Source organism: Evtepia sp., assembly GCF_034090835.1.
Classification (GTDB): domain Bacteria; phylum Bacillota; class Clostridia; order Oscillospirales; family Oscillospiraceae; genus Evtepia.
This window is the reverse complement of sequence record NZ_JAXDRS010000012.1, coordinates 47,577-71,027: the sequence shown is the minus strand read 5'-3', so window position 1 is coordinate 71,027 and position 23,451 is coordinate 47,577. Positions and strand designations below refer to the sequence as shown.

The following is a 23,451-nucleotide window of genomic DNA, read 5'->3' as shown; positions in this document are numbered from 1 at the left end:
TTCGCCGCCGTTCTGCTCATTATCCTCTGTATTATCGGGATCATCAGGCTCTTCAGGCGCAAAATACTCCGCTGCCTGTTCATCTGTCAAGTAAATCAGCTTTGCAGTGTTGGTATAATCAGCAAGCGGCAATTCTATCTTTACGCCTGTGGACTCTTCATAGTATCCTGCGCCGTCCTGTGGATCATCGGTAATGCTCAGTGTCCCAAACGACAGAATATCAGTACCAAACTTTTCATTTTGGATTTGATTTTCGCTAAACTGGCAACTGGTAATTGTCAGATCGCCATCGCAATATACGCCGCCACCTGAAATTGCGCCATTGCCTGTAAAAGTACAATTATCAAGTATAAGTGTACCGCTGCTACGAATTGCGCCGCCTTGATTGTAAGATAAGTTATTCTCAAATGCACAGTTCTTGACGGTCAGAGAAAGTCTGCTCCTACTGCTTATTGCACTATATGAGGCTCCTTCAAAATAGCAATTATCAATCAAGAATTGGTTGGGGTAATTAATCCCTCCACAGGCAAAAATAAAAGATTGTGTATTCATGGAATCACCTTTAAAATGACAATTCCTTATTTCTACGGCTGCTTCCCATGATGAATCAAGAATGATTGTAGAAGCAGAATTATCCTTAAAGCTGAAACCAGAAATTTTTGCGCCATGTTGAAGGCGCAAAAAAGCACCAGACTCATATGTATCAGCCCTTGTAATGGTAATATCCTTGTCGGTTTCCAGAGCAACGCCATCAAGTGTAATTTCCGCAGAAACGGCAATAGTGTCCCCATCCTCTGCGGCGGCAACGGCGGCTTGCAAATCTTCTAAGGTGGATACCACAACAGGGGTTTCCTCCTGCGGCTGTTCGCCGCCCTCCGTTGCAAACGCAGTTGTTGCTAAAGATAACGCAAGGGCAAGGGCTATTGTCATGCTCAGTATTCTTTTCATCGTTTAAGTTCCTCCATGATTCTGTTTTTTGCGGTCATACTATCAACCAGTTCGCTTATAATGGCTATTTCTGCTGCTGTCAGCCCTGATAAATCCAATGACCTATCATTTGTTCTGCCTAAAAGATAATCAACGCTCACATTGAATACTTCGGCATACCTGATAAGTACCTCATAGGACGGTTGGCGAACATCATTCTCATACATGGAGATACTTGACTTCTCAACATGAACGAGTTTTGCAAGCTGATCCTGTCGCAAGTCTTTTTCAAGGCGCAGTTGTTTTAACCTTTGTGCTAACTTAGCTATCATGTGCATCACCTCCGTATGCACCAATCATAATGATACCAAAAATCTGTTAACAGGTGGTGACTTCGCCTTGCTAAAGAGTGAACACAATAGAAATCCGTAAAAAATAGCCCCATACTAAACATACGCAAGCAACCGAATAGAGGCTTGTCCTAATCGGTCACTTGCGTATATCGAATATGAGGCGTATAATACAAAAAGTCTTTGTTTTTCAACACTTTTGAGATGTGCTATTTTGGCAACAATACAGGGACGTAAGTCACCTCCACTGTGAGGTCAGGGTTGGTCAGACCACAGGCTGCCACCTCTTCCTCTGTGGCAGCGTAGGTCACATAGTCCGTGAGCGTAACAGACTCCAACGCGCCAAGATAGGACTTCACCCGTTCCGTATCCAGGGGCATCCAGTTCTCGCCCTGCTTCGTAAAGTAGACGTCTTCCTCCCGGCAGCTTTCCGCCCCCTCCGGCTGGCAGGCCACCGTGTATTCCGACGCCCCAGTGAAGGCCAGCCCTGTTTACCTCTTCCAGGGCGGGCACCCGGTCGTGGGCGATCAGGTCCGCCAGGCCCACATCAAAGGTAGTCACAGGGTCCCGCTGGACCAGGTACACGTTGCCGTCCCCCAGGGAGACGTACCGCTGGGAATCCATGGCGCTGTAATCCCCCGCCGTCACCGTGTAGGTCTGACCCCCAGCCGTAAGGGTAATGGTGCATTCCGGCTCATCCAGGCCGTACTGGCCCAGATCCTCCGGCTGCTCTATGGTAAAAGCCGCGGCAAACGACTGAAACACCTGAAGCTGATTCTCGATTGCCTCCTGACTCACCGGAAAGTCCGGGTCTGCGTCATAGGTCCAGGTTCCATCCTCCTTGTGGAAGGAAAAGTCCGACTCCCCGCAGGTCCAGGACAGACTGTCCACCGCCGCCGGGTCCACCGAGAGGATCACGGTGTCGGTGCTGGCAATGGCCTCTTTCTCCGCCTGGTGGCGGCTGACGAAAAAGGTCACCAGGCACACCACCGCGAACACCACCAGCAGCACCGTCAGTTTCTTAGATCGTGTCATGCTGCATCTTCCTCCTCTTCACCACGACCCCAATGCCTACACCCAGGTACACCAGGGGCAGAACCCCGATCATGGTGACTTTCAGCAGGGATGCTGTGGCGTCGCTGATGGTCAGATAATGATAGTCCATGGACTTGCTGCGGATGGCAAGGGTTTCCTCTTCCCCCATCAGGTAGGAGACCCCGTTCATAGCCAGGTTCACATTGGCGCCGGAAGAGTAGGTATTATACACCTCTTCCAGGAAGGCAGAGGAGGAGATCCACACAATCTCGCCTCCGTTGTCTCTGGTCACGGTGAGTCCCACCGTAAAGGGACCGTCTATGTCCCCAGACTCCTTATCATACGTCTCCAGAGCGTAGCCCGTCGTCTTGCTGTACGCACTCTCCGACGTGGTGAGCAGCGAGGTCACTGTGGCCCCCTCCGGGGTCTGTCCCACGGTGAGTCCCTGGGCCAGGGGCAGGATGGGGGTATACCGCTCCTCCAGCAGAGCGTCTGTGATGGCGTGGCTGGTCATATCAGGCATGAGCGCCAGCGGCATCTGGAAGGCATAGTGCTCCCGATCCCCTTCGGCCACGATGCCCTCTGCGGCCGTCACGCCGTAGTCGCCCAGAATGCTGTAGAGGGTGTCCAGAGACCCATCCTCCACCGGGCCGGCCATGACCATGAGCTTTCCGCCCTTCTCCACATAGGCATCCAGCATCTCCTTCTCCTTGCCGGACAGGTCGCTGGAAGGGCCGTAGATCATGACACAGTCTGCCTCCTCCGGCACACCGTTGGCGGTGAGCAGGGACAGGGTCTGGGTCTCAATGTTCGCTTTCTCCAGCTCCTTGCTGAATTTCTCGGGCAGCTCGGCTTCCCCGTGCCCCTCCAGCACATACAGCTGGGGCTGATCTTCGCTGACCACATAGTCAATGGCAGAGGTGACGGCCCCATCCCCGTCAAAGGAGGTACTATAAGAATAGGACGTCATATCCGGCTGGTAGAGATAGATCTCACTGTAAGGAATATAACGGCTCCGCTGGCCGCTGACCACAATGAGGCTGTTGTTCTCCACCGTCTGGTCTGTGTACTGCTGGGTAAAGGTGGGAGAGGCGTCCGGGTTCTTCTTCTCCACCTTGATATGGTCGGACAGGCTGTCATACTGGTTCAGAAGATGCTCAATGATGTCGTCTTCCTGCCCCGCCTGGACCACCCAGTAAATGGTCACGTCCGACGTTACATTGTTCACCACCGCTTTGGTGCTGCTGGTGACCGAATACAGCTTGGCTGCACTGATATCCCGCTTGGTCACCGTTTCCGGCAGGGCCCCGGCCAGGATGTTCACCACCACCAGCAGCGCCAGGACCACCGCCGTCACCGCCAGGGAGTAGGTTCCCCCGCGAAAGGCCAGGCTGGTGGGTCGCTTCTGATGGAAAGGATTGTTCAGCGCTGGAATTTTCATCAGTGATACCTCCGTTTCTCCAGAGACTGGACCGTCAGGAACAGTGCGCCTCCGGCCACCGTCAGGTAGTAGACGATGGTGGTGCCGTCAAAGACCCCGTTCACAAACCCGTTGAACCGGTCAAACAGGGACAGGGTCGACATAAGGCTGGGCAGCAGCCCCTGGAAGGCATCATAGTTTCTATAGCAGATCAGCAGCGTGATCACGGCCAGCAGCGCCCCGATCCCCAGGGCCAAAAACCGGCTGCCGGTGAGAAACCGGATCACCGCCGCCAGCAGTACGATCCCGATCAGAAAGGCAATGGTGGTGCCGATGGCCGAAGAGGAAACGTACTCCGAAAGGCTCACGCTGTAATAGTTAAACAGGATCACTGCCACCCCAATGCCGGCGGCCAGCCCCTGATTGTCGGTGAGGGAGGAGATAAAAACCCCCACCGCAATCAGGGCGGCTCCTAAGAGAAAGAAGGCCAGAATTGACCCGTAGGAGGTGGGCAGGTAAACCTGACCAAACCGGGAAAAGAGAAGAGGATAGACTGCAATGACCGCCATGGGGAGGGCAAAGAGAAGCAGCAGCGCCAGATACTTACCCACCACAACCTGCACCGTGGAAAGGGGCAGGGAGTAAAGCAGCTGGTCGGTTTTCTGCTTCCGTTCCTCCGCGATGGTGCGCATGGTGAGGATGGGCACGATGACAACAAACACCAGACTGCTGAAGGCCAGGACGTATTCAAAATTACTTACTGCAGCCTGGATGTTGTACAGCATGGCTCCCAGCCCCACCAGCGCCAGAAGAAAGGCCCCAAAGACATAGGCGGTGAGGGAATGGAAATAGCTGCGCAATTCGTGACGAAATACGGCGATCACGGAGCCTCCCCCTCCTTTCCTTGCGACGCAGGTTCTGTCGGGTCCTCTTCGGTCAGCTGGAGGAAGATATCCTCCAGATTCGCCTTTTTCAGATGGATCTCCAACAGGGGGGGTGCCCTCCTCGCCAAAGGCAAAGAAGAGGGCGCGAGATACCTCATACAGGTCGTCCCGATCGGTTTTCAGCTGGACGGAAGTCCGGCATGGTGCATCCGCCTGGAGCTGGCACTGCGTAATATGGCCCACCCGGTCCAGAATGGCCCGGACCCGCTGCATCTCTCCCTCTGCCACCAGATGGATCTCGTTGGGCGAGAGCAAGCGGCGCTCTAATTGCTCCGGACGGTCGAAGGCAACCAGTTTTCCCTTGGCGATGATCAGGATCTGCTCACACATCGCCTGCACTTCGCTCAAGATATGGGAGCTGAGCAAAACCGTGTGGTCCCGCCCAAGGGTGTGAATGAGCTCCCGAATCTCGATGATCTGTAAGGGGTCCAGTCCTACCGTGGGTTCGTCCAGGATGATCACCCTGGGCCGGCCCAACAGCGCCTGGGCGATCCCCACCCGCTGCCGGTACCCCTTGGACAGGGTCCCAATACAGCGGTGGCTCACGTTTCCCAGTCTGGTCTGGGCGATCACATCATCGATCTGACCTTTCAGCTCCGCCCCCTTCAGGCCCTTGGCCTGCCCTACAAACCGCAGGTATTCCCGGGGCGTTTCATTCAGGTACAGCGGCGGCTGCTCGGGCAGGTAGCCGATCCGTTTCTTGGCCTCGTTGGGCTGCTGAAAGATGTCATAGCCGTCGATGGTGACCTTACCCTCCGTAGCCGAAAGGCACCCGGTCATGATGTTCATGGTGGTGGATTTCCCCGCCCCGTTGGGCCCGAGAAACCCGTAGATGTGCCCCTCCCCGATCTCAAAGGAGAGGTCATCCACCGCCACCACGTCACCATACCGCTTGGTTACGTGTTCCACAGATATCATGGTTGACCTCCTTGCTGCCGGTTCCGCCCTTTCCGGCAGAACCTGTGTCCGGGGTTATCATAGCACCCGTCCCTGAAACCATCCTGAAACCGTCCAGAAAAAAGGAGTCCGGGGGGACGTTCCCTCCAGAACGTCCCCCCGGACTCCTCTCATCCCAAGGGCAGCTCCACGCAGAACCGGTTGATCCCCTCCCGGCTCTCCGCCCAGATTCTCCCTCGGTGGCGCTTGACGATCCCCTGGGCAATGGACAGGCCCAGGCCAAAACTGCCTGTCCGGCTGCGGGCTCCGTCCCCCCGGTAGAACCGCTTGAAGAGCTGAGGCAGCTCCTCCGGAGGAATGGCCGGACCCTCGTTGGATACTGTGAGCAAGGCGTGGGTCCGCCCTCTCCGGCTCACCTTCACCCAGGTGCGCCCCCCTGGGTTCCCATACTTCCGGGGTTGTCCAGAAGGATCTCCACCACCTGGCGCAGGGATTCCTCCTCCCCGTTCACAAAGACTTCTTCCTCGGTCTCTCCCTCCAGCGACAGCCCGGTCTCAAAAAACACCGGTTCAAAGGGGAGCATGGCCTCGGACACCAGGTTCCCCAAGTCCAGACGGACCCGCTCCGGGACCGCCTGACCACTGTTCGCCCGGGCCAGCTCCAGCATCTGCTCGATGAGCCCCTTCATCTGCCGGGACATGGTCAGGATACTCTCCAAAAAGACCTGCCCTTTCTCCGGGGCATACCCTGGGTCCTGCATGAGCTCCGCGTTGGTCATGATGACCGTCAGAGGAGTCTTGAGCTCGTGGGAGGCTGAGGCCACAAACTGCCGCTGCTGCTGCCAGGCCCGCTCCACCGGGCGCACCGCCCACTTGGACAGCAGGATGCTCCCCCAGAGAAGCACCACAAAACTCAAACCGCCGATAATAAGGCAGGTGCGCATGAGGCCATTCAGGGTGGCCTGCTCGCTGGACATATCCGAAAACACCAGATAGTCCTTCATAGGGGTCTCCACCCGGCAGTACCGCAGGTTATACTCCTCGATCACCCCCAGACGCTTGGGGGAGGAACTGGCCTCTCGGATCAGCCCCTGGAGCATGGCGTCATCGGACAGGTCATAGTACCCGCCCCCGGTGCCCATGAGTTCCCCGTGGGGCCCCACCTGGAGCACGAAAAAGGGGAGCTGCACCCCCTCCGCCTGCTCTCCGGGTGTACCCGGCTGGGCGGGTCGGCTGGCCACAGCCACCCGCTCCATCATCCGAATGCTCTCCTGCTCCAGGTCCATCCGGGTGAAGGAATAGACCAGCCCAAGAATGACGCACAGCATCAGCACCACAATGCTCATGTTGATGAGCACGAATTTGATCCGCAGTTTCTTAATCATCCTCCCGCACCTCCAAGTGGTAGCCCAGGCGCCGGATGGTCTCAATGCGCACATTGGAGCCGATGCTGCTGAGCTTCTTTCGCAGGAAACCGATGTACACCTCCACGTGGTTCTCCACCGCGTCGGAGTCGTAGCCCCACACCAGGGTGAGGATCCCTTCCTTGGAGAGGTTCCGCTCCCCTGCCTGGAACAGCAGCCGCAGGATCTTAAACTCCTTGGCCGACAGCCGCACCCGCTTCTCCTCCCGCACCAGGCAGGCGCAGTCCAGGTCCAGCACCGTGTTCCCCAGGGTCAGCTCGTCCACCTGGCTGCCCTGGCGGCGGAGAAGCGCATGGACGCAGGCCAGCAGTTCCCGGGTGTCAAAGGGTTTGGTGAGATAGTAGTCCGCCCCGGCGTTCAGCCCGGTGATCCGGTCCTCCAGCTGGGACCGGGCAGTGAGCATCAGAATGGGGGTCCCCAGACGCTTGGCCCGCACCCGCTCCGCCAGCTGATACCCGTCCAGCTTGGGCATCATCACATCCAGGATCAGCAGATCGTAGATCCCCAGCTCTGCATACTGCATCCCGGCCTCCCCGTCGTAGGCCACATCCACCGCAAAGCCCTTGCCCCGCAGCAGTTCCCCCCAGGGAATCCGCCAGCAGGACCTCGTCCTCTACCACCAAGATCTTCATGTCCTTCCCCCCGTTTCTCTTCCTGCCGGTATGTATACATTATATTATATAGCCCCCCAACCTGAAAGCAACCTGAAAAAGCGCGCAGAAAAACCGCCCGCCCCGGCTTTCCTGCCGGGGCGGGCGTTTTTCACAACCGTATGTCGTTGGGTTTAGTTCACTTGGAACAGGTAGCTGATGTCACGCACACCGTCGTACTGCTCCAGGCCGCCGTCCTTCAAGGACAGGCAGGGGCTGAACTCCACGCTCAGGCCGGTAGTGGGGTCGGTCACCTCCACCCACAGGTTGGGGATGATGTCGCTGACGTTCCCCATGAGCAGGAGGGGATGCCCTCTCTCGCTGCTGTACAGAACCTCTCTGGGGCCCCAGTCGTCGCCTATCATGCTGTAGTTGCGGACACGGACCTGGGCCTCCGGCCAGGTGGGGATCACGCAGTAGATCTCGCTGCCCGGCTGGGTCAGGTACTGGCACTCCGGCAGAGAGAAGAGGAAGGGCATGGTCTCGCACACAGGCGCGTCCACAGGGATCTGGTTGATAAACTCGGCGATGCTGTCCCCGCAGCCCAAAAAGGCCACGCTGCACAGGTCCCCGTCGAACCAGGCCTCTCCCCGGATCTCGTCCAGGGGACTGAGCTTCACCTCGCCTCCCAGGGAGGTGGTGGCCCGGGCCTCGGGCACCATGAGGCGCACCAGGGTGGCAGCGATCTCGCTGCGCAGGATCAGGTTCCAGGGCAGGAAGGAACCCTTGTCGTCGTTGCCCTCCAGCACCCCGGCCCGGTAGAAGGCGTACACCGCCGGGGCAAAGGATTCGTACATGGGCACGTCGGGGATGGACCCGTCAGGCACCACATTCTTCTCCGGCAGGAAGGACGCGGGCACTGCCCGGTACAGGTACTGCATACATAATTCCCGGCTCACGCTCCAGCTTTCCTCCTCAGTGGTGAGGGGATCCTCCAGAATCCCCAACCGAAGGGCGTGTTCTTCATAGGGCGCAAACCAGTCCCGTCCGCTGCCCGGGGCCGGGGGGTCCCAGCCGCGGATCCAGAAGGTGACCCGCACGGCGATGGTCACGATCTCGGCCTGGGTCAGATTGTCGTTGGGGTAGAAGCGGCCGCCGCTGCCCTGGACCAACGACAGGTCTCTGGATTTCTCTACGTACAAATAGTGCCAGTCGGTGTCTTTCACGTCGGCAAAGTGTCCCTCTGCTGCCTGAGCCCAGCCGGGCAGCAGCCCAAGGCAGAGCAGCAGGGAAAGGCATAGTGCTGTCCATCGTTTTTTCATGGTCTTACCTCCTTCTCCTGGGGGCCGGCGGGGTCTGTCCCGCCAGTCTGCATTTTTTTATTATACCGGATTTTACACCAAATAGCCAGAACTTTTTCTCTCGTTTTGCAAGTTTTTGTGCAAATCTTCCTCCTTAAGATAATTGTTTTGAAAGCATATCCCATTTATGATATTCTGAGGACGGAAAGGAGGAATCGTATGGGCTCTTATTCTCCCCCAATCTCCCCCCATACCTTCGAATCTCTCTTTAGAGAACACTTTGACCGACTGCGCATCCTCGCAGAAAAGCTCCTCTTCCTCTATGGAGGAAACCATGACTGGGGACGCGCAGAAGAAGCCGCCCAGGAAGCCTTCTCTATCGCCTGGGAAAAGCAGGATGCCTTGTTATCCTCTCCTAATCCCGGCGGCTGGCTCACCCTTACCCTGCAAAATGTGGTAAAAAACATGTTGCGCCAGGACTTCCAGTGGAACAAACGCCTGCTCCAAGCGCAGGACAGTCTGTCTTTTTCCCCGGTCCAGCCGCCCCCCGGCGCGGACCTGGAGCTGGAAGACTTGATCTCAAAAGAAGAGTTCAAACTGCTCAAGCGCTTCTACCTGGAGCGCGCCACTTATGACGAACTATGTAAAGAGTTGGGCATTAAGAAATCCGCTCTTTCCATGCGAATCCAGAGAGCCAAGGAATATTTTCGAAAAGAATTTCAAAAAAGTGAAGAAATTTTTCCCCTACCTGTGGACAAACAGAGTCGACACGACATAACCAGCATAGAGGAGGTTCAAAGAAATGAGCAAGTCCAATTACATACCGGATACCATGCAGGAGATCGGCGTCAGCAAGATCGTGGTCAGCGAGCGGCAGGCCAACGGAAGCTACCGCCCCGTGCACACCATCTACCAGTCCCAGTATTCCAGCCTGACGGTGAGAAACCGAAGTGTTCTGAGCGCCTCGGTTTCCTATAAAGGCACACCTGGGAAGTACTATTACTTCAACGCCTATTACTACGCAAAGGACGCCGGGGGCACTGGCCGCACCATCGCCGGTTCCAACGCCGTAAAAGCATGATCCCGATCGCTCCATATGACAGCTACCTTTACATCACGCTGTTCGTGCTGCTGGCCTCTTTCCTCTCCGTTTTGATCCCCTTTGGCATCCTGAGAAAGCAAACCACCATTGAACTGTATGGGGGTAGAAAATGATTTAATTAGAACATTTAACGAAAATTTATGAGACCGGGGATATCAAGTGCTACGCCCTCAACGACGTGAGCCTGACCATCCAGCCCGGGGAGACCGTCGCCATTATGGGCAAATCCGGCGCGGGCAAAACCACCCTGATGAATATGATCGGCTGCCTGGACGTCCCCACCAGCGGGCGCTATTTTCTGGGCGACACGGACATCAGCGGTCTGCGGGACAAACAGCTCTCCAATATCCGCAACCAGCGAGTGGGCTTCGTGATGCAGGACTTCGCCCTGCTGCCCCACAAGTCGGTGCTGCACAACGTGATGCTGCCCATGTACTTCGACAAGACCCCCTTGGGCGAGATGAAGAAAGCCGCCCTGGCCGCCTTGAAGCGGGTGGGCATCGCAGAGCAGAAAAACAAAAAGGTCAATCAGCTCTCCGGCGGCCAGAAGCAGCGGGTGGCCATCGCCCGGGCCATGGTCAAGTCCCCGGAGATCCTCCTGGCGGACGAACCCACCGGCGCCCTGGACTCCGCCACCGGCCACGCCATCATGGAGACCCTGATGGGCATGAACCAGACCGGCACCACCGTGATTGTGGTCACCCATGACGCCCAGGTGGCCTCCTACTGCCGGCGGAAAATCACCATCTCCGATGGTAAGGTCATCAGCGACGTGACCACCGATCCTCTTTAACCCCTCAGCATCCTTTCGCCGCCGGATAGCCGGCACGCAGCGGTGCGCTTCTCATGGAAAGCGCACCGCTGCTTTTTTGTTCCTCCGCCCTTTTTTCTACACTTCTCCCCTTGATAAAAGGACGAAAAAGGGGAAAAAAATTGATAGGTTGACAACCTCCTCACACAGAACCACCAAAAAAAATTGGTCTTTTTTTCAGGGAATCAGGCAAAAGGGAGGAAGGCAGAAAATGTCTTTGGACCCCTTGAAGATTGGAACTAACCATTGTATAATACGAAACATGCAAAATCTTTTTACGAAAGATACAGAATTAGTATATTTTTGCAAAAAGTTGACATTTTGTTGTGTACACTAAAGCGCCTGTCCGGTTCTTCCTCACAAGCGCTTTCTTGTATAAAAATGAGAATGAAAAGGAGACATTGCAACATGAAGAAGAAACTGCTTTCCCTGGCCCTGGCCGGCCTGATGGTTCTCGGCCTGGCAGCCTGCGGCAGCGGCGGCGGCGATTCCGCCGGCGACTCTGGCAACACCACCAGCACCGCACAGGGCGCTGCCTTTAAGCTGGGCGGCACCGGCCCCCTGACCGGCGAGGCCGCTATCTACGGCCAGGCCGCAAAGAACGGCGCTCAGATCGCTGTGGACGAGATCAACGCCAAGGGCGGCGACATCCAGTTCGAGCTGCGCTACGAAGACGACGTGCACGACGCTGAGAAGGCTGTCAACGCTTACAACGTCCTGAAGGACTGGGGTATGCAGCTCTCTCTGGGCTCCGTGACCTCCAAGCCTGCTGAGGCCACCTCCGCTCTGAACTTTGAGGACCGCATCTTCGCTCTGACCCCCTCCGCTTCCTCCGTGGCTACCATCGAGGGCAAGGACAACGTCTTCCAGATGTGCTTCAAGGACCCCAACCAGGGCGCTGCTTCCGCACAGTACATCTCTGAGAAGAAGCTGGGCACCAAGATCGCTGTCATCTGGAAGAACGACGACGTTTACTCCAAGGGCATCCACGAGACCTTCCTGGCCAAGGCCAAAGAGCTGGGCCTGGAGATCGTCAGCGACACCACCTTCGCTGACGGCAACGCCACCGACTTCTCCGTTCAGCTGAACGACGCACAGAGCAAGGGCGCTGACCTGGTCTTCCTGCCCATGTACTATCAGCCCGCTTCCCTCATCCTGTCCCAGGCCAAGAACATGGGCTACGCTCCCAAGTGGTTCGGCGTGGACGGCATGGACGGTATCCTGACCCAGAAGGGCTTCGACCCCGCTCTGGCTGAGGGCGTTATGCTGCTGACCCCCTTCAACGCTGACTCCTCCGACGAAAAGGCCCAGGCCTTCGTGAAGACCTACAAGGAAAAGTTCAACGAAGTGCCCAACCAGTTCGCCGCTGACGCTTATGACTGCGTGTACGCTTACTATGAAGCCCTCACCGCAGCCAAGGCTACCCCCGACATGGACGCCGCTACCCTGTGCGACCTGATGATGAAGACCTTCCCCACCCTGAAGTTCGACGGTCTCACCGGCACTGAGATGACCTGGGACGCCACCGGCGCAGTCTCCAAGGACCCCAAGGGCATGGTCATCGAGAACGGCGCTTACGTGGGTCTGGACTGATCCGCACTGTCTCTCTCGACAGGCAAACAACATTGGAATTCTTCGGCTGGAGCGGCTTACTCACCTAAGCCGCTCCGGCCATGTTCCGCCTTTCTCAGCGCGTATCGGAAAGAGGCCGGTCCCCTGACCGCTTTCCGATACGCACTGGACCTTTGCCTTTTGCCCCCCATCCCACTCATCCCGAAGAGAAAAAGAGAAATACGAGGTATCCAATATGACCTTTCTGAGTTTTCTGATCAGCGGAATTAGCTTGGGAAGCATTTACGCTATCATCGCCCTGGGCTACACCATGGTCTACGGCATCGCCAAAATGCTGAACTTCGCCCACGGCGACGTCATCATGGTGGGCGCGTACATCTGCTTCTATGCTTCCTTCAAATTTGAGCTCCCCCCTGTGGTGGGCGTGCTTCTGGCCGTGGTGGTCTGTACCATCCTGGGTATCGTCATCGAGCGGCTGGCCTATAAGCCCCTCCGGGCTGCCCCCATGCTGGCTGTGCTTATCACCGCCATCGGCGTGAGCTACTTCCTTCAGAACGCTGCGCTGCTCCTGTGGTCCTCCAACCCCAAGGTCTTCCCCCCTGTGGTCCCCAGCGGCAGCATCGCCCTCTTTGGCGGTCAGCTCACCATCCCCTACATCACCCTGGTCACCATCCTGGCCTGCGTGGTCATCATGGTGGTCCTGGTCTGGTTCACCAGCAAGACCAAAATGGGCAAGGCCATGCGCGCCTGCTCCGAGGATAAGGGCGCTGCCCAGCTCATGGGCATCAACGTCAACGGCACCATCTCCCTGACCTTCGCCATCGGTTCCGGTCTGGCTGCCATCGCCGGCGTGCTCCTGTGCTCCGCCTATCCCACCCTGGTGCCCACCACCGGCGCCATGCCCGGTATCAAGGCCTTTACCGCCGCCGTCTTCGGCGGCATCGGCTCCATCCCCGGCGCCATGCTGGGCGGCATCCTGCTGGGTATCATCGAGATCTTCGCCAAAGCCTATATCTCCACCCAGCTCTCCGACGCCATCGTCTTCGCCGTACTGATCCTGGTGCTCACCATCCGTCCTGCCGGTCTGCTGGGGAAGCAGATCCGAGAGAAAGTGTGAGGTGCCGCCATGAAGAATCGGATTCGTTGGAACAAAACCACCCGCAACAACTACATCACCTACGCCCTGGTCATCATCGCCTTTGTGATCATGCAGATCCTCATCGGCGCAGGGTCCATCTCCTCTACCCTGAAGGGTATGCTGGTTCCCATCTGCGCTTACGTGGTCATGGCCATCTCCCTGAACCTCACCGTGGGCGTTCTGGGTGAACTCTCTCTGGGCCACGCCGGCTTCATGAGCATTGGTGCCTTCACCGGCGTCACCGCCGCCGTCGCCCTGAGCAAGCACGTGACCTCCACCCCCATTCTGCTCATCGTGGGCATGATCGTGGGCGCCCTCTTCGCCGCCCTTCTGGGCTTCCTCATCGGTATCCCCGTTATGCGGCTGAAAGGCGACTATCTGGCCATCGTGACCCTGGCCTTCGGCGAGATCATCAAGGGCATCTTCAATAACCTCTACGTGGGTCTGGACGGCAGCGGCCTGCACATTAGCCTGCTGCAGGACACCACCAACCTGGACGAAACCGGAAAGCTGGTCATCGGTGGCCCCATGGGCCTGTCCGGCATCCCCAAGATCTCCACCTTTACCATCGGTGTGGTGCTGGTGCTGGTCTCCCTGGTTGTGGTCTTCCATCTGGTGAACAGCCGGGCCGGCCGCGCCATCATGGCTGTCCGTGACAACCGGATCGCCGCCGAAAGCATCGGCATCAACGTCACCAAGTACAAGCTCATGGCCTTCACCGTCTCCGCCTCCCTGGCTGGCGCCGCCGGTACCCTCTTCGCCATGAACTACACCACCCTGGTGGCCAACAAGTTTGACTTCAACACCTCCATCCTGATCCTGGTCTTCGTGGTGCTGGGCGGCCTGGGCAACTTCCTGGGCTCCATCATCGCCGCCACCGCCCTGACCATCCTGCCGGAAGCCCTGCGTGAGTTCTCCGACTACCGGATGCTGGTGTACGCCATCGTTCTCATCCTGGTGATGCTGGCCACCAACAACGATACCTTCAAGTCCTTCCTGGCCCGCCTGAAGCCGGGCCGCAAGCAGAAAGAAAAGGAGGTGGCCTGACATGGCAAAGCTGGTTTCCATCCCCTCCAACAGCCTCATCCCGGAGCGGGATATCGACAAAAGCCCCATTCTGGAGTGCATCAACCTGGGCATCCAGTTCGGCGGCCTCAAGGCCGTAGACAACTTTAACCTGACCATCGGCCGCACCGAGATCGCCGGGCTCATCGGCCCCAACGGCGCAGGCAAGACCACCGTCTTTAACCTGCTCACCAAGGTCTATCAGCCCACCACCGGCACCATTCTGCTGGACGGCAAGGACACCCACGGCATGAACACCATGCAGGTGAACAAGGCGGGTATCGCCCGTACCTTCCAGAACATCCGGCTCTTTAACGCCATGTCCGTGGAAGACAACGTGAAAACCGCCATGGAAAACGAAATGACCTACAGCATGTGGCACGGCATCTTCCGCACCCCCAAGTACTGGAAGCAGGAGAAGGTCGCCCATGAGCGTGCTCTGGAGCTCCTCTCCATCTTCAACATGGAAGGCATGGCCAACATGAAGGCAGGCTCCCTGCCCTACGGCGCCCAGCGCCGCCTGGAGATCGTCCGGGCCCTGGCCACCAACCCCTCTCTGCTGCTGCTGGACGAACCGGCCGCAGGCATGAACCCCTCGGAAACCGCGGAGCTCATGGAAAACATCCGTAAGATCCGGGACGTGTTCCATATCGCCATCCTGCTCATCGAGCACGATATGAACCTGGTCATGAACATCTGCGAAGGTCTGTGCGTGCTGAACTTCGGCAAGGTCATCGCCAAGGGCACCCCCCAGGATGTCCAGGCCAACCCCGCCGTGATCGAGGCCTATCTGGGCAAGAAGAAGGAGGCCTGAACCCATGGGAACCATTCTGAAAGTAGAAGATATCAACGTCTACTACGGCAGCATCCACGCCATCAAGGGCATCTCCTTCCAAGTGGAGGAGGGCGAGGTGGTCACCCTCATCGGCGCCAACGGCGCAGGTAAGTCCACCACCCTGAACACCGTGTCCGGCCTGCTGCGCAGCAAGACCGGCTCCATTGAATTCCTGGGCCAGAACGTGTCCAACGTCCCCTGCCACAAAATGACCGGCCGGGGCCTGGCGCTGGTCCCCGAAGGCCGCCGGGTCTTTCTCCAGATGACCGTCCAGGAAAACCTGGAAATGGGTGCCTTCTCTCAGAAGGGCGGGACCCTCTCCGCAGACCTGGACAAGGTCTACCAGCTCTTCCCCCGTCTGAAGGAACGGATCAAGCAGACCGCCGGTACCCTCTCCGGCGGTGAGCAGCAGATGCTGGCCATGGGCCGGGCGCTCATGAGCCACCCCAAGCTGCTCATGCTGGACGAGCCCTCCATGGGCCTGGCCCCCATCCTGGTGGAGCAGATCTTTGAGATCATCGAGAACCTCCACAAGGCGGGCACCACCATCCTCCTGGTGGAGCAGAACGCTCAGGCCGCTCTGTCCGTGGCCAACCGTGGCTACGTGCTGGAGACCGGAAAGATCGTCACCACCGGCACCGGGGCCGAGCTGCTGGCCAGCCCCGAGATCAAGAAAGCCTATCTGGGCGGTTAAGCCGCTGTTTTTCCTGCAAAGGACCGCCCCGCTGCGACATCCTGTCGCAGCGGGGCGGTCCCCGTTTTTCTGTCAGATCAAACCAGGCAGCGGACAGCCCGGGGCCTCAGTCCTCGATGGCGCCAAAGCCCATCTCGCCGCTGACGTTATACAGGCCGTAGTAGGGCAGGTACTTCTCGTTCCCCAGCGGGGCAATGCCCCGCATCCAGTCCCGGAAGGGGCCGGGCAGGTCCGTCACGGGAAGGCCCGGCTTGTAGATCAAAAACTCGTCCGCCCCCACAAGCCCAAAGGGCTCTGTCCGGATATACCGGACGCCTTCCTGATAATATTCCTCTCCCGGGGTGCCATCCATCTCAAGGGATTCCAGGCGGGTGGAATAGACCCCGCCCTCTACCCGCTTGGGCTGGGAGAACTTTCCCTTAAAGGTGCAGATCCGGGTGGTGCCGTTGGGATAGGCGTCCCCTACGTCTCCCAGGTCCCCGTCAAAGTACTTGCCGGTAAAAGACCCGTCGTCCGCAATGTTGAGCATGGTGGCCCAGCCGCCAGCACCGCTGGAAAAGACAAATTCCTCGGGCATCTCCTCCCACAGGCTGGGCTGCGCCTCCGGCTTCTCCTGCCCAGACTGCGAGGGGCCGTTCCCCTCCTGCGGCTCTCCCTCTTCAAAGGTCAGCCTGGTGGTCCCGGTCAAGGGGGCCACGTCCTGGATGCCGCCCATGATCTCATAGGTCATCTCAACAGACCGGAGGTTCCCCTCCTTGTCCAGGGTAGCCACCACCTCTGCCTTTTGGACCCCTTCTTCCTCCGGGGCCACCTCTCTGCGGGCCCAGTAGATGGTGTACTCAATGGGAAGGGCGCTGTTCAAGATCCCGCAATTGGTCTCCCCCACGTCCTCCTGGCTGTAGGTGAAGGTGCACACGGTGGTGCCGTTCTCCTTCTGGCTCACGGTGCCCTCGTGGTCGGCTTCGCCGGGCAGGGCCAGCTCCAAATAGTAGGGGCGGTCCTGGATCCAGGGCTGCTCATACGCCTTCTTCTGCAGGGAAAGGGTGGGGAACTGATAGGTCAGGGTATACTCCCGGTCCTCGTTCTCCTGCTCGTAGGTCCCGTTTGCCCGCAGCTGAGCGGTCCCCAGCCCCTCTGCCTGCATCTCCTCGGTGAAGGTCAGGCCTTCAATGCGAAACGCCTCGCTGTCCATGGTCCCGGTCCGCTCGATCTCCACCGGTCCCTCCTGCAGCTTCTCCACTGCCTTCTGGTAGAGCTCCAATGCGCTGGCCTGGGTGTCCTCCTTGGGCGGTTCTGGCGTCTCTGCCCCCTGCTTCCCGCAGGCGGACAACCCCAGCAGCAGCGCCAGCAGCGCAATCCCTGCTTTCGTTCGTTTCATGGCTTTCTCCTCTTTCTCTTTGGTTTTGGGGTCATACTTATTTTATGATACCATAGTTTCTCTCCGCCGTCATTCACATCGGTTATCTCTTCCCCTCCCCACAGAAAATTTTCCGGGGAAGAGCAAAAAAGAGAGAGGCAAGCTGCCTCTCTCTTTTTTCGTTTGGTCGTATGTTATTTCACAATATTCTCGCAGAACCGCATGAGCACAGTAGACACCTGGGCCCGGGTGGACGTGCCCTGAGGTGCCAGGGTGTTGCCTTCCAGACCGTTGATGAGCCCAGCGCCTACCGCCCATTTCATGGCGTCGGCTGCCCAGGGGGAGGTCTTATCGCCGTCCACGAAGGCAGTCAGATCAGCGGAAGCGGACACGTCCCACTTCTTGTACTGAGCGTAACGGTACAGAATGGCGGACATCTGTTCCCTGGTCAGGTCGCCGCTGGGGGCAAACCGGTTTCCTTCCACGCCGTTGACGATACCGTTGTCCGAGGCCCACTTCACCGCGTTGGTGTACCAGGTGCCTGCGGGCACGTCTTCGAAGGGCATGTCACCGCTCACCGCAGGCTGACCGTCCAGACGGTACAGGATGGTCACCAGCATGGCCCGGTTCAGGGTGGCGTTGGGGGCAAACTGGCCTCCCTCCACGCCGTCCATGAGGCCCTTGTCATAGACGTACTTCACAGAATTGTAGAACCAGTCGGTGGGTTTCACATCGGTGAAGGGCAGCACTTCGGGGCTGTTCTTCACAAACACGCCCTCAATGGTCACCTTGGAGGCAGGCATCACAAAGGTGTAGGTGCCGTAGCTCTCCTGCTTCACGTCGATGACGTTGCCCTTGGCGTCGGTGACCACCAGCTTGTCCAGGTGATAGCCCCCCTGGGGCTTCACGTTCACGGTCACCGTTGCCCCCTGCTCTGCGCCCTTGGCGTAGCAGGTGACGGTGCCGTTGTCAGTGGGCAGAACGGTGATGGCGCTGCCGCTGGGGAGACTCTTGTGCCAAAGTTCAATGCTTCCGGAAATGCTGTTATAGTTATGGCTATCTTCGGGGGTAAAAATCCATTTGTAGCTGGTGTTAGCCTTAACCTCCGTTGTGTTGTCCAGCTCCCAAGTCACGGTACCCTTTACAGAGAAAGTACCGCCCTCGGTGGTAAGACCAGCATCGGCCAAGGTCTTGCCACCGCTGGTAATGGAAGTGTATCGGGGCTCACCAGTGGGAGTCGCCTTATTCACTGTGATGGCAGCACTTCCTTGCACTGACGCATACAAATCGCTGTTATCTGGAGTAAATGTCCACTGAGCCTCATATCTGCCTGCGGCGGGCATAGTATCAGGTGCATCCCAGGTAAAGGTTCCTGGCACGGCCTCCTCTCCATCCTGCATAGCTCCAGAGAGAGTGATGGCGCTGAGCGACTGACCATAGGTGATAGTGGTGGTGCTAAGATTGGGCGCACCGGAGGGTACTTTCCTACAAGTGCCAGTTAGGATAACTGTGATCACGTAGTCGTTGTAGTTGACGCCTCCATCCTCCACCAAAAGAATTCTGCTCATGTCTCCCCCTTCTCTCTCTGCACGGTAAAGACAAACACCGTGCCCGACGGTCCGGTCTGCTCCAGGTTCAGCTGTCCGCCGTGGGCCTCCACCGCCTCCCGGCAGATGGCCAGACCCAGGCCGCTGCTTCCGTCGCCGCTGGTCCCCTTCTCAAAGAGATGGGGCAGCAGCTCCGGCTGGATGCCCTCACCGGTGTCCTCCACCCGGAAGACCACAAAGGCTGGGTCCTCCACCGCCGAGGCCCGGATGGTAATGGTCCCGTTCCGGGTGTGCCGGTTGGCGTTTCCCACCAGATTGATAAAAATTTGCAGGAGCATCTCTTCGCTGCCGTACAGGCTCCCCCCGGTCTCCTCTGCCAGGACCACCCGGTTCTGGTTCTTGAGGCACATGGGGGTACAAATCGCCCGGACCCGCTGCAGCAGGTCCTCCAGCTCCACGGGGGCAAAGGTCTCCTCCCGCCGGCTGCCGTAGGAGTAGTCCATAAGGCTGGAAACCAGATCCGCCAGACGCATGGCCTCCTGGTGGATGGTCCGCAGGTTCTCCGGGGTCTCCTGGTCCACCCGGTGGGCTATCAGCTGCATTCCACTCAAAGACATCTTGCTCATTTTCAGAAACACAGGCAAACGTCCCGTTAGTCTGTCCCACCAACAAGGTTTGCTCTTTGTTTTGCAAGCTGTAAGCAATTGATTTCAGCTTAAGCGTTCCAAGATTTTTGTGTTCTTTAATGATTTTTCCATCCTTATCCTGAATAAAGATAGAATCAGGCAGCACATCTTTGAACTGTCCATTGAGGATTGAAAATCCGGATACCGCCGCCTTCTCCGAAACAGCTAACCCATTCTGTGCTCCCGCTATGATGTTTGGTGTACCAGAAAAGACAAGTTCCTCAATAGATCCGTCACTACCTGCGCCTATGCCCTCTCCTGAATCACTACCGATAGCAATTATATCTGTGTTACCACCAATTGCTATCTTCATTCCCGTTCCATAGTAGCCGCCGCCAACACCTGCACTGCCGCTTTTGCCAACAGCAGTGATCTTACCTCCGGTAATGTCGATGTTTCCGCCTTGAGCAGATACCCCTGCCCCAATCCCCGCACCCCAGGGACCACCAGTAGCTCTGATGTCACCACCTGTAATATGAATGCTTGGAGCACTTCTATAACCGCCGCCAATACCTGCACCGCCGTCTGTTCCTTCAGCAGTAATATTACCTCCCGAAATATCAATCTGGGCTTCAGGAGCACCGGGAGAAATGGATGAACTGATCCAATTGTCCCCGCCGCCAATACCCGGCCCTCCGTAATAGTTGTTTACTTCTCCACCTTTGGCAATAATCCTACCAGAGCGAATGATGATTTGGGTGTCAGATGTAGAGCCGGAAGTATTGCTGCCAATACCCGGAGCACCTCTGCCGCCTATTGCTGTCAGGTTGATTGTATGGTTATCTCTTTCTTCAATGATGATTTTTTCAAGGACAGCACTGTTACTAATGCCATTGTCTCCGATTCCTGCACCTCCAGGGCTACCCGTAGCTTGCAAATCGCCGGTAGCCTTAATCGTACCACCATAGATTTTTAAGGTGCCGCCTCCATCGTTAAACACACCAATACCTGGTCCTCTTCCATCTTCGCTTCCTTTTTTTCCGCATACAGCAGTTAATGAGCCATCACCTGTAATGGTCACATCAGCAGCACCTTGGAGTTCTATCGCAGGCTTGTACTGTCCATATATTGTATTTTCTCCATCTAATGTCAGAGTGACTTTGGACCCATCCTTACAGCAGATACCGGAACTCCCCGAATTTGAGGCAGCAGCTTGATCCGACCGTATATTCACCTTATGCAAAGTAATATTCGCTTCGACATTGGTGTCTATGATCAATACTGCACCCATTTGTGCATATTCGTCCCAGATAGAGGTGTTCCATGTGCCGGAAATCGTATAGTCACCGCTCTCCTTGATCACAATGGATTGTCTTTTTCCGTCACTCCCATAGGAAGCTTCTAGTTTTACCTTATCTGCCACATTACCTTCTGTGCAGGAAATCACTGGCCCTTGATATTCCTTGCTATTTTCTCTCGTCTCCACTGTCGAGCTAGGCACATCATTCGTTCCCTTGCCTTCAACTGCTATCGCATTTGCGGGCATTAGTGATAATACCATAATTATCGCAATCAGTAGACTACACAATCGTTTTTTCATACGTTCCTCCTTTGGCGGGCTCTGATAAGAAAGGCCTTTGTCTACCTGCCTCATTTTCTATTTCCCACGTTTCTTTGTGGTATTTTCATCATTATACCGGATGAGCCCCCTCATTTCAACAATGGCACCCTCATCTTTTGAGATCCCTCCTCTGGCCGCCTTTCGGAGGCGCAGCAGACGTTCTGAGTCCCACCCCTCCCAATCCCTGCATATTTCTCCATCAAATGCAGACACTATCCCCACAGCAAATTCACACATGCAAGGAGTTTTGTACTATGAAAGCTACCGGTATTGTCCGACGCATTGATGACCTGGGCCGGGTGGTCATCCCCAAGGAGATCCGCCGCACCATGCGGATCCGGGAGGGAGACCCGCTGGAGATCTTCACCAGCAGCGACGGCGGCGTGGTCTTTAAAAAATACTCGCTCATGGGTGGTCTGGGTGATTTCTCCGCCCAGCTCCGCGAATCCCTCTACAAATCCACCGGGAAGATGGTCACCATCACCGACCGGGACGCCTGCATCTCCGTAGCAGGCGGAGGGCGGAAGGAACTCACCGACAAGACCATCTCCCCTGCCCTGGCCCAGGTCATGGAGGCCCGGCAGATCTACCAGTACCAGGAGGGGATCCCTCCCATCCCGGTGAGCGACTACACTGACCGCTACCTGGTCTCCACCGCCGCTCCCATCCTCTCGGAAGGGGACGTGCTGGGCTGCGTGGTCTTCCTCTGCCCCAAGGAGTCCCTGACTGTCAGCGACACGGAATACAAGCTGGCCCAGACCATCGCCGGGTTTCTGGGGCGGCATATGGAAGGGTGATCTCTCCCCGGAACCGTCTGCCGGAGGAGCTTCTGCCCCGGCAGACGGTTCTCTCTTCATAAACCCGCTCCCTGCTGCATACAGTGGTGACACGGACAATGTTGGGAGTGGTAGAACTTGCGGACTGACATGGAAGAACGCGCCTGCGATCTGGCCCTCTATATCATCGAACACAAGGCGACGGTCCGGGCTGCGGCAAAGCAGTTCGGCATCAGCAAGTCAACGGTACATACAGAAGTGATAAATTAGAACGGTTCGTTTGGGTAGTAGATTAAGAAAAGCAAGGAGGAACCGTCAACCAAAAATAATGGTTTACAGCACAGCGCCCGCCGGTTGATAGACTGGCAGGCGCTGTTGTCGTTATACTCCCTATACAGGCGGCGAGGTGCCACTCCGCCCCATTACATCAAGTGATGTTTCATACTATGCTCCCTATGGGAGGCAGCACAGGTACGATCCACTACAGCATTTTTAACCGGTTCCTTATTTCAACCCATACTCTCCTTGCGTGGAGCAACCAGTCACCCGCACAACAATTAAAGCCAAAAAGGCTTATTTCAATCCACGCTCCCCGTGCGGGGAGCGACGGACAGCGATGATATCCGTCTTGCTGCCGAACTGATTTCAATCCACGCTCCCCGTGCGGGGAGCGACGCATCTCATTGAGCATGGACACTCAAATGTAAAAAAGATTTCAATCCACGCTCCCCGTGCGGGGAGCGACCACGGATCTGTGCGCCGCAGCGAGGGCAAAACTTGATTTCAATCCACGCTCCCCGTGCGGGGAGCGACCAATCTTCCAGGGGGACATAGTTCAGGGATGCCTTCCATTTCAATCCACGCTCCCCGTGCGGGGAGCGACCACCGTGTTTCCCTTCAATGCAGTACACGTAATCGATTTCAATCCACGCTCCCCGTGCGGGGAGCGACGGCAGATATGCATAAATGCATAAATGCATACCTGCGAACTTATAGACTATAGCTAAATTTTAACGTCTTGCCAGGAGAGTTGTCAAACCCTACCTTCTTTACACGGCAAAATGGAGCGCTTTTTCGGTGCGAACCTCCCAGATCTTTTATGTGCGCTGATACTTCGCACTTTTACAAAATCAGCGGATCCTCCGGCATATAGGAAGATTTGCAGCCAAAATGCTCGATTTTATTTTCGTAGCGTTTTCCAAGGTAATAGAAGCGTAGGCTATCCTTTTCCTGGTTCATAATGGACAGCAGCTTTGCCTGCAGCAACTTGCATTGCGCCGTGTCCAACAGACACTCAAACACAGAACATTGCACTCGCTGACCGTAATTGACACATTGCTTTGCAATCTGCCGCAGGCGTTTTCGTCCGGCGGCATCCTCTGTATTGACATCGTATGTAATCAGTACCAGCATAGCATCC

At 56.9% G+C, this 23,451-nt stretch carries 22 protein-coding genes, 2 pseudogenes and 1 CRISPR repeat array; of the genes and pseudogenes, 9 read left to right on the top strand and 15 right to left on the bottom strand.

What is annotated here, in order from left to right:
* The 10 genes and pseudogenes from SOR61_RS02140 to SOR61_RS02095 form a co-directional block, all read right to left on the bottom strand.
* On the bottom strand, positions 1-948 hold a 948-nt coding region (locus SOR61_RS02140), incomplete at its 3' end, for a right-handed parallel beta-helix repeat-containing protein (RefSeq protein ID WP_320611050.1).
* A complete protein-coding gene (locus SOR61_RS02135; protein WP_320611049.1) occupies positions 945-1,259 on the bottom strand; it encodes a helix-turn-helix transcriptional regulator in 315 nt (104 codons plus the stop codon). The genes SOR61_RS02135 and SOR61_RS02140, both read right to left, overlap by 4 nt.
* A 227-nt stretch (positions 1,260-1,486) precedes the next feature.
* Positions 1,487-1,657, bottom strand: coding sequence for a hypothetical protein (locus tag SOR61_RS10210; protein ID WP_407066492.1), 171 nt, complete (start codon positions 1,655-1,657; stop codon positions 1,487-1,489).
* A gap of 142 nt (positions 1,658-1,799) precedes the next feature.
* Positions 1,800-2,312, bottom strand: a pseudogene (locus tag SOR61_RS02130) (DUF4340 domain-containing protein); the annotation flags it as partial.
* The gene (locus tag SOR61_RS02125; RefSeq protein ID WP_320611047.1) at positions 2,299-3,753 is read right to left on the bottom strand and encodes a GldG family protein; all 1,455 of its coding nucleotides are present in this window, start codon (positions 3,751-3,753) and stop codon (positions 2,299-2,301) included. The gene SOR61_RS02125 and the pseudogene SOR61_RS02130, both read right to left, overlap by 14 nt.
* The gene (locus SOR61_RS10205; protein WP_407066491.1) at positions 3,753-5,594 is read right to left on the bottom strand and encodes an ATP-binding cassette domain-containing protein; all 1,842 of its coding nucleotides are present in this window, start codon (positions 5,592-5,594) and stop codon (positions 3,753-3,755) included. The genes SOR61_RS02125 and SOR61_RS10205 overlap by 1 nt, the downstream gene beginning before the upstream one ends.
* A 149-nt stretch (positions 5,595-5,743) precedes the next feature.
* On the bottom strand, positions 5,744-5,995 hold the full coding sequence (locus SOR61_RS02110; RefSeq protein ID WP_320611045.1) for an ATP-binding protein: 252 nt from the start codon (positions 5,993-5,995) through the stop codon (positions 5,744-5,746).
* Positions 5,992-6,957 carry a HAMP domain-containing sensor histidine kinase gene (locus SOR61_RS02105; protein WP_320611044.1) on the bottom strand — a complete coding sequence of 322 codons (966 nt, stop codon included), beginning with the start codon at positions 6,955-6,957 and terminating at the stop codon, positions 5,992-5,994. The genes SOR61_RS02110 and SOR61_RS02105 overlap by 4 nt, the downstream gene beginning before the upstream one ends.
* Positions 6,950-7,519: a response regulator transcription factor gene (locus SOR61_RS02100; RefSeq protein ID WP_320611043.1), complete on the bottom strand. Its 570-nt coding sequence runs from the start codon at positions 7,517-7,519 to the stop codon at positions 6,950-6,952. Before SOR61_RS02100 ends, SOR61_RS02105 begins: the two co-directional genes overlap by 8 nt.
* Before the next feature lie 261 nt (positions 7,520-7,780).
* On the bottom strand, positions 7,781-8,908 hold the full coding sequence (locus SOR61_RS02095) for an S-layer homology domain-containing protein (protein WP_320611042.1): 1,128 nt from the start codon (positions 8,906-8,908) through the stop codon (positions 7,781-7,783).
* Between the two features lie 781 nt (positions 8,909-9,689).
* Here SOR61_RS02095 and SOR61_RS02090 point away from each other — a divergent pair.
* The 7 genes from SOR61_RS02090 (at position 9,690) to SOR61_RS02060 (ending at position 16,104) form a co-directional block, all read left to right on the top strand.
* Positions 9,690-9,968, top strand: coding sequence for a hypothetical protein (locus SOR61_RS02090; protein ID WP_320611041.1), 279 nt, complete (start codon positions 9,690-9,692; stop codon positions 9,966-9,968).
* 157 nt (positions 9,969-10,125) lie between these two features.
* Positions 10,126-10,782, top strand: coding sequence for an ABC transporter ATP-binding protein (locus SOR61_RS02085; protein ID WP_407066493.1), 657 nt, complete (start codon positions 10,126-10,128; stop codon positions 10,780-10,782).
* Positions 10,783-11,208: 426 nt separating this feature from the next.
* Complete coding sequence (locus SOR61_RS02080) at positions 11,209-12,393, top strand: ABC transporter substrate-binding protein (RefSeq protein WP_320611039.1); 1,185 nt, start codon at positions 11,209-11,211, stop codon at positions 12,391-12,393.
* 214 nt (positions 12,394-12,607) lie between these two features.
* On the top strand, positions 12,608-13,489 hold the full coding sequence (locus tag SOR61_RS02075; RefSeq protein ID WP_320611038.1) for a branched-chain amino acid ABC transporter permease: 882 nt from the start codon (positions 12,608-12,610) through the stop codon (positions 13,487-13,489).
* A 9-nt stretch (positions 13,490-13,498) separates the two neighbouring features.
* Positions 13,499-14,557, top strand: coding sequence for a branched-chain amino acid ABC transporter permease (locus tag SOR61_RS02070; protein ID WP_320611037.1), 1,059 nt, complete (start codon positions 13,499-13,501; stop codon positions 14,555-14,557).
* A 1-nt stretch (position 14,558) separates the two neighbouring features.
* Positions 14,559-15,389 (top strand): ABC transporter ATP-binding protein, encoded by an 831-nt coding sequence (locus SOR61_RS02065; RefSeq protein WP_320611036.1) that lies wholly within the window; start codon positions 14,559-14,561, stop codon positions 15,387-15,389.
* A 4-nt stretch (positions 15,390-15,393) separates the two neighbouring features.
* Positions 15,394-16,104 carry an ABC transporter ATP-binding protein gene (locus SOR61_RS02060; protein ID WP_320611035.1) on the top strand — a complete coding sequence of 237 codons (711 nt, stop codon included), beginning with the start codon at positions 15,394-15,396 and terminating at the stop codon, positions 16,102-16,104.
* A gap of 106 nt (positions 16,105-16,210) precedes the next feature.
* Here SOR61_RS02060 and SOR61_RS02055 read toward each other — a convergent pair whose 3' ends face one another.
* The 4 genes from SOR61_RS02055 to SOR61_RS02040 form a co-directional block, all read right to left on the bottom strand.
* Positions 16,211-17,482, bottom strand: a complete 1,272-nt coding sequence (locus SOR61_RS02055; protein WP_320611034.1) for a hypothetical protein — start codon at positions 17,480-17,482, stop codon at positions 16,211-16,213.
* Positions 17,483-17,655: 173 nt separating this feature from the next.
* Entirely contained in the window at positions 17,656-19,029 is a 1,374-nt protein-coding gene (locus tag SOR61_RS02050; RefSeq protein ID WP_320611033.1) for an S-layer homology domain-containing protein, read from the bottom strand.
* Positions 19,026-19,319 (bottom strand): HAMP domain-containing sensor histidine kinase, encoded by a 294-nt coding sequence (locus SOR61_RS02045; RefSeq protein WP_320611032.1) that lies wholly within the window; start codon positions 19,317-19,319, stop codon positions 19,026-19,028. The genes SOR61_RS02050 and SOR61_RS02045 overlap by 4 nt, the downstream gene beginning before the upstream one ends.
* Positions 19,216-21,234: a hypothetical protein gene (locus SOR61_RS02040; RefSeq protein WP_320611031.1), complete on the bottom strand. Its 2,019-nt coding sequence runs from the start codon at positions 21,232-21,234 to the stop codon at positions 19,216-19,218. The genes SOR61_RS02045 and SOR61_RS02040 overlap by 104 nt, the downstream gene beginning before the upstream one ends.
* 275 nt (positions 21,235-21,509) lie before the next feature.
* Here SOR61_RS02040 and SOR61_RS02035 point away from each other — a divergent pair, with 275 nt between their 5' ends.
* Both SOR61_RS02035 and SOR61_RS02030 read left to right on the top strand, forming a co-directional pair.
* Complete coding sequence (locus tag SOR61_RS02035; protein ID WP_320611030.1) at positions 21,510-22,052, top strand: stage V sporulation T C-terminal domain-containing protein; 543 nt, start codon at positions 21,510-21,512, stop codon at positions 22,050-22,052.
* Between the two features lie 129 nt (positions 22,053-22,181).
* Positions 22,182-22,292: pseudogene (locus SOR61_RS02030) on the top strand (sporulation transcriptional regulator SpoIIID); the annotation flags it as partial.
* 314 nt (positions 22,293-22,606) lie between these two features.
* Positions 22,607-22,982: direct repeats of the CRISPR family, unit length 33 nt; unit sequence ATTTCAATCCACGCTCCCCGTGCGGGGAGCGAC.
* Positions 22,983-23,153: 171 nt separating this feature from the next.
* Here SOR61_RS02030 and cas2 read toward each other — a convergent pair.
* Positions 23,154-23,444, bottom strand: coding sequence for a CRISPR-associated endonuclease Cas2 (cas2, locus tag SOR61_RS02025; RefSeq protein ID WP_320611029.1), 291 nt, complete (start codon positions 23,442-23,444; stop codon positions 23,154-23,156).
* Positions 23,445-23,451 lie beyond the last annotated feature (7 nt).